Annotated in this window: 7 protein-coding genes and 2 tRNA genes; all 9 read left to right on the top strand. The window is 38.7% G+C overall.

The annotated features are described in order from the left end of the window. Nucleotides 1-289: 289 nt before the first annotated feature. Complete coding sequence (gene tsaB / locus PSN35_RS04530; protein WP_300030074.1) at nucleotides 290-949, top strand: tRNA (adenosine(37)-N6)-threonylcarbamoyltransferase complex dimerization subunit type 1 TsaB; 660 nt, start codon at nucleotides 290-292, stop codon at nucleotides 947-949. A 27-nt stretch (nucleotides 950-976) separates the two neighbouring features. Continuing rightward, entirely contained in the window at nucleotides 977-1729 is a 753-nt protein-coding gene (locus PSN35_RS04535) for a heme ABC transporter permease (RefSeq protein ID WP_367183387.1), read from the top strand. After that, nucleotides 1726-1893 carry a heme exporter protein CcmD gene (ccmD, locus tag PSN35_RS04540; RefSeq protein WP_300030077.1) on the top strand — a complete coding sequence of 56 codons (168 nt, stop codon included), beginning with the start codon at nucleotides 1726-1728 and terminating at the stop codon, nucleotides 1891-1893. The genes PSN35_RS04535 and ccmD overlap by 4 nt, the downstream gene beginning before the upstream one ends. A gap of 6 nt (nucleotides 1894-1899) precedes the next feature. Beyond that, complete coding sequence (gene ccmE / locus PSN35_RS04545; RefSeq protein WP_300030080.1) at nucleotides 1900-2343, top strand: cytochrome c maturation protein CcmE; 444 nt, start codon at nucleotides 1900-1902, stop codon at nucleotides 2341-2343. Continuing rightward, nucleotides 2336-2881, top strand: a complete 546-nt coding sequence (locus PSN35_RS04550) for a DsbE family thiol:disulfide interchange protein (RefSeq protein ID WP_300030083.1) — start codon at nucleotides 2336-2338, stop codon at nucleotides 2879-2881. The genes ccmE and PSN35_RS04550 overlap by 8 nt, the downstream gene beginning before the upstream one ends. A gap of 126 nt (nucleotides 2882-3007) precedes the next feature. Beyond that, nucleotides 3008-3283, top strand: a complete 276-nt coding sequence (locus PSN35_RS04555; RefSeq protein WP_300030086.1) for an HU family DNA-binding protein — start codon at nucleotides 3008-3010, stop codon at nucleotides 3281-3283. A gap of 59 nt (nucleotides 3284-3342) precedes the next feature. Further along, nucleotides 3343-3418: transfer RNA gene (locus PSN35_RS04560), tRNA-Val, on the top strand. Nucleotides 3419-3430: 12 nt separating this feature from the next. Continuing rightward, a tRNA-Asp gene (locus tag PSN35_RS04565) sits at nucleotides 3431-3507 on the top strand. 248 nt (nucleotides 3508-3755) lie between these two features. Further along, nucleotides 3756-5343: SurA N-terminal domain-containing protein (locus PSN35_RS04570; protein WP_300030091.1), on the top strand; the 1588-nt coding region annotated here is incomplete at its 3' end.

Raw genomic sequence — 5343 nt, forward strand, 5'->3', positions numbered from 1 at the left:
TTTGGTGGCTTTGGTCAAGGGCCCGAGTTATTATCATCCAGTTAGACATCCGCAAAGATTGGCAAAGCGCAGACAATTGGTTTTGCGTTTATACAATAAATATGAAAAGATTGTAAAATAGTGAAAGAGATCATTACATCAACCCAATACAATTTATGAAATACACAATACAGTATCTTTTTCATCTAAAAATTCGTCAAATAGCTAGCTATTCTTCTCATTTTTGGATGAAAAATACACCATTTTCCACACTCCCTAAACCGTACCGGGTTAATGCAATGGTCTCTACATGAAAAATATTCTTGCCATTGATACTTGCACCGAAGTTTGTTCGGTGAGTCTTTATACAAACTCAACCAAAACTTCCCGATTTTTAAAAGATGTGGCAAAAAGCTCAGGGTTAATATTGCCTTTGTGCGATGAGGTTCTGGATGAAACCGGGCTATCTGTTAAAGATTTAGATCTAATTGTTTATAGCAAAGGTCCGGGTGCGTTTACCGGTGTTAGAATGTGTGTGAGTGTGGTGCAGGGCATGTCGCTGGCTTTTGAAATTCCTACTTTAGGGTTTTCAACCTTGGAGTTGGTTGGGTTTGGTGCTCAGCAAAAATTTAACACGGACAAAGTTGCCATCGCTTTGGACGCAAGAATGAACGAGGTTTACTGGGCGCAAATTAACCAAGGTAGATTTACCGGTGAAGCAATTTTTAAACCTGAAGATGCACCTAAATTAGGCGCTAATTATTTAGGGGTTGGTAGTGGCTGGGGTGCATATTCTCAAGCGTTAGTTGAAGCAACTGGCGTGGTGGATTATCAAGCGCAATTCTACCCAATGGCTGAAAATTTAATTGAACTAGCCTTAAATCACATCGCACAAGGATTGCCGTTAGATGATAATTTGCCATTGCCCACTTATTTACGCAACAACGTAGCGCAAAAATCCTTAAAATGATTATCAAATTTTGAGAACGTAAATATTATGTGGAAATGGATACAGGCATTTGCCTCCCCTAAAAATTTCTATTCAATCAGTCATAAAATTATTCCTTGGTTTTTATACCCATTTATATTAATTACCTTGGTGGGTTTGTATTGGGGCTTGATTATTGCCCCGGCTGATTACCAACAAGGTGAAAGTTACCGCATTATGTACATCCATGTGCCAGCAGCTTGGATGAGTATGTTTGTGTACGTAGTAATGGCGATATCAGGCGGGATTGGCCTTATTTGGCAAATTAAGCTGGCCAATGTCGTGGCTAAAGTATCCGCACCAATTGGCGCCTCGTTTACTTTTTTAGCACTAGTAACGGGTGCGGTTTGGGGTAAGCCTATGTGGGGCACTTGGTGGGTTTGGGATGCACGCCTTACCAGCGAGCTTATTTTGTTATTTTTATATTTGGCTTATATGTCTCTTAACAATGCCTTTGACAACCCAAAAACAGCAGCTAAAGCCAGCTCTATTTTGGCGATTGTTGGTCTGGTTAACATTCCAATTATTCATTATTCAGTGACCTGGTGGAACACGCTACATCAAGGTGCTTCTGTGAGTTCTATTGAGAAAATTGCACAGCCTGCTATTCATAGCGACATGTTAATGCCGTTGGTGCTAATGGGTATTTCGTTTAAGTTGTTATATGGTGCGCTAATGTTAATGCGTGCGCGTGACGAAGTGCTGATTCAAGAGCAGAATAGTGGCTGGGTTAAAAAAATTATTATGGAGAGTGGCAAATGACATTAGCAGAAACTTTTTCATTTCTACCTTATGGTAAGTATGCGTTTTATATTTGGTTTTCATATTTAACGGCATTTGTGGTTATTGGCGGATTGTTTATACGCACAAAAACCATTCATAACAATACATTTAAGCAATTACGCCTTAAATATTCAAGGAATTAATTACTCATGACAAAAAGACAAAATAGAATGATCTTGGTGACCATGCTGGTTGCCGGTGTTGGTTTGGCGGGTTACTTCGGTTTAAAGGCATTTAACGAAAATTTGCTGTATTTTTTCTCACCAACGGATGTGGTTGAAGGTAAAGCGCCAACCGGTAAAAGTTTTCGCCTAGGCGGATTGGTTGGTATGGATAGCGTTAAGCGTGATGGCATTAAAGTCAGCTTTGATGTGACTGATAATAAAAACACGTTCAAGGTTAAATATAAGGGTATCTTGCCAGATCTATTTAGAGAAGGTCAAGGTATTATTACTACCGGATCATTGGTTAATGGCACGTTTATAGCCACAGAGGTGCTGGCCAAGCATGATGAAAACTATATGCCACCAGAGGTGGCTGATGCGCTATCTAAAGCACAAGCAATTAAAAAACCGGCTAGATATAATGAGTAAATTTGCGCCACTAACCATTTTTGTAATTTTGGCCTGGTTTTTGTTTGATGGCTTGGGACGAGATACCAAAAAACTTCCCTCTCCTTTGGTTGGCAAGCCTTTCCCGAATTTAATGGTAGAGGATTTTAAAACAGCAGAAAGCTATTCAACCCATTCGTTACTTAAAGATCAGGTGAGTTTGGTTAACATGTGGGCATCATGGTGTGTCACCTGTCGTGCAGAACATCAAATGTTGATGGAAATTGCTAAAACAAATTCGGTGCAAATGGTGGGTGTTAATTACAAAGATACGCGCAAGGAAGGGCAGGTTTTTCTAAATCGTTTAGGCAACCCTTATGACAAAATTATTTTTGATGAGTCAGGAAAGCTAGGATTAGAGCTTGGCGTGTACGCAACACCAGAGACTTTTGTGGTTGATGGTCAAGGAATTATAAGAGATAAGCACATTGGTGAGCTAACGCCAAGCATTTGGAAAGAGCGATTTTTACCGTTAATTCAACAGCTTAAAATATCAGCAAAAACTAATACACCCAGCTAACCATATTTTTTTTAAAAATACGTTGACAGTATGGGTATTTAATGGATAATTCATTGAAAGCTTTTAACAAAAAAGCACAAGAAATTTCAATTAAGAAATACGATTTACGAAACAGGAGAATAAGTAATGAACAAGTCAGATTTAGTAGCAGCAATTGCTGAAACATCAGGTTTAACAAAAGCAGATGCAGCTCGCGCATTAGACGCAACAACAGGTGCGATTACTTCAGCATTGTCAGCAGGCGATAGCGTAGCAATCACAGGCTTCGGCAGCTTCCTAGTTAGAGACCGTGCAGCACGCACAGGCCGCAATCCTCAAACAGGTGCAGCAATTCAAATTGCAGCTTCTAAAGTACCAGCTTTTAAAGCAGGTAAATTACTTAAAGAATCAGTTAACTCTTAAGATTTTTTCAGTATAATATGCCCCGTGCTTAATCTTAAGTGTTGGGCATATGTTTTTTTGGGCGATTAGCTCAGTTGGTAGAGCGTCGCCCTTACAAGGCGAATGTCACAAGTTCAAGTCTTGTATCGCCCACCAAAAAAACATTTCGGTCCGGTAGCTCAGCTGGTTAGAGTGCCTGCCTGTCACGCAGGATGTCGAGGGTTCAAATCCCTTCCGGATCGCCATATTTATTGCGTTTTACGCAAGTTAAAAAAAGGTAGCATTAGCTATCTTTTTTTTCGTCTAAATTATTATCGAATTTAATTATTAAATTTAGTAGCAAGATGCATACTTAAAGTTGGTGAGTGCTGTCTAAATGGCCAGTGAATTTAAAATTTATCTAGATAAGCAAAAACACCGTTTTTTTTGATAAACTTTTTCGTTTATAATCCTTACTTTTTATTCATTTAATGTATAGCCATTTATTTGTTAAATGGCAAGCAACTTTATCCTTATGCTAAGCTCTATTAAAAACAAAACTAAAGGCTGGTTAGCCTATTTAATCGTTGGTTTAATTACCGTACCTTTCGCTTTATTTGGTATTAACGAATACTTTACGGGCACCTCTAATGTGGTGGTAGCTAGTATCGATGGTGAGGAGATTAATAAAGATGAGTTTTTGGCTGAATTCAATCCCCAAAAAAGACGCTTACAGCAGAAGTTGGCTGAAAAATACGATACAGCGTTTGACAATGTTTTAAAGCAATCAATTCTTAATCAAATGGTTGATAGACGCCTATTAACCCAATTAGCACAGCGCATGGCGCATGCAACCACAACTGCTGAGCTTAATGCAGTAATCCAAGCGAGTGATTTATTTGCTGAAGAGGGGCGTTTTTCAATTGATAAATATAAGCAATTATTAAGACTGAATGGTTATACGCCAGCTCAATATGAAACGATTAAAGCAAAAGAGCTGACTCAAAATCAAATCAAATACAACCTGTTGGATTCAGCATTTATGTTGCCATCACAATTAACCCGCTTGCAACAGTTGAATGATCAGCAGCGTCAGTTTGCTTATATTCAACTCAATGCAGATGATTACACTTCAAAAGTAAAGGTGGATGAGAAGAGTGTTAAAGATTATTTTGATAACCAAAAAGAATCTTTCTTTGCGCCTGAGCAAGTTAAGCTAGAGTTTGTTGAGCTGTCATTAACTGAAATTGCCAAAAAGATTAGTGTTACCGATGATGAGTTGTTTAATTTTTATGAAGATGAGCAGGCTCGATTCACCACAGACGAGGAGCGTCAAGCTCAGCACATCCTTATAGAAGACGAATCAACTGCTAATAAGGTGCTTGAATTACTTCAACAGGGGGGTGATTTTGCCAAACTTGCTAGTGAATATTCTGCTGATAGTGGCTCCAAAGATTCAGCAGGTGATTTAGGCTACTTTGGCCGTGGTGTGATGGTGGGTGCATTTGAAGACAGTGTATTTGCCATGAAAGAAGGCGAGTTAAGTGGGTTGGTTAAATCTGAATTTGGCTATCATATTATCAAGTTAAATGCGATTAAGCCAGATGTTGTTAAGTCATTTGATGCTGTAAAGGCTGAATTAACCCAGCTTTATACACAATCTAAAGCGCAAAAGGATTTGTATAACTTGACTGAGCAAATGGCCAATTTAGCTTATGAAGCAAACTTAGAAGAGCTTGCTGGCCAGATGGGGCTTAACCTGCAAACAACTGAATTTTTTAACGCTCAAACTACGCAATTTGATGCAAAGGTTGTGAGTGCGGCTTTTAGTGATGTTGTATTAAACAAAAAAGAGAATTCTGAAGTCTTAGAGTTGGGTGGTGATCGTTACATGGTGATTCACCTAAAGGATAAATTAGCACAGCGCCAAAAGACTTTTAAAGAGGTTCAGGGTGAAATTAACACCCATCTAACAAGCTTACTAGCAAAAACGTTTGTTGATAATATTGCTGCTCAAATTGTTAAGCATGCTCAAGCAGGTGAGACTGAAAAAATGACACAGTTAATGGATAAAAATTCATTAACTTGGCAAAATATTGGCT

Source organism: Candidatus Thioglobus sp. (assembly GCF_028599055.1).
Lineage (GTDB): Bacteria > Pseudomonadota > Gammaproteobacteria > PS1 > Pseudothioglobaceae > Thioglobus_A.

Excerpts from the sequence above, each read along its gene's own strand:
- tsaB (WP_300030074.1), top strand. The coding sequence starts at position 290 with ATGAAAAATATTCTTGCCATTGATACTTGCACCGAAGTTTGTTCGGTG.
- PSN35_RS04535 (WP_367183387.1), top strand. The coding sequence starts at position 977 with ATGTGGAAATGGATACAGGCATTTGCCTCCCCTAAAAATTTCTATTCA.
- ccmD (WP_300030077.1), top strand. The coding sequence starts at position 1,726 with ATGACATTAGCAGAAACTTTTTCATTTCTACCTTATGGTAAGTATGCG.
- ccmE (WP_300030080.1), top strand. The coding sequence starts at position 1,900 with ATGACAAAAAGACAAAATAGAATGATCTTGGTGACCATGCTGGTTGCC.
- PSN35_RS04550 (WP_300030083.1), top strand. The coding sequence starts at position 2,336 with ATGAGTAAATTTGCGCCACTAACCATTTTTGTAATTTTGGCCTGGTTT.
- PSN35_RS04555 (WP_300030086.1), top strand. The coding sequence starts at position 3,008 with ATGAACAAGTCAGATTTAGTAGCAGCAATTGCTGAAACATCAGGTTTA.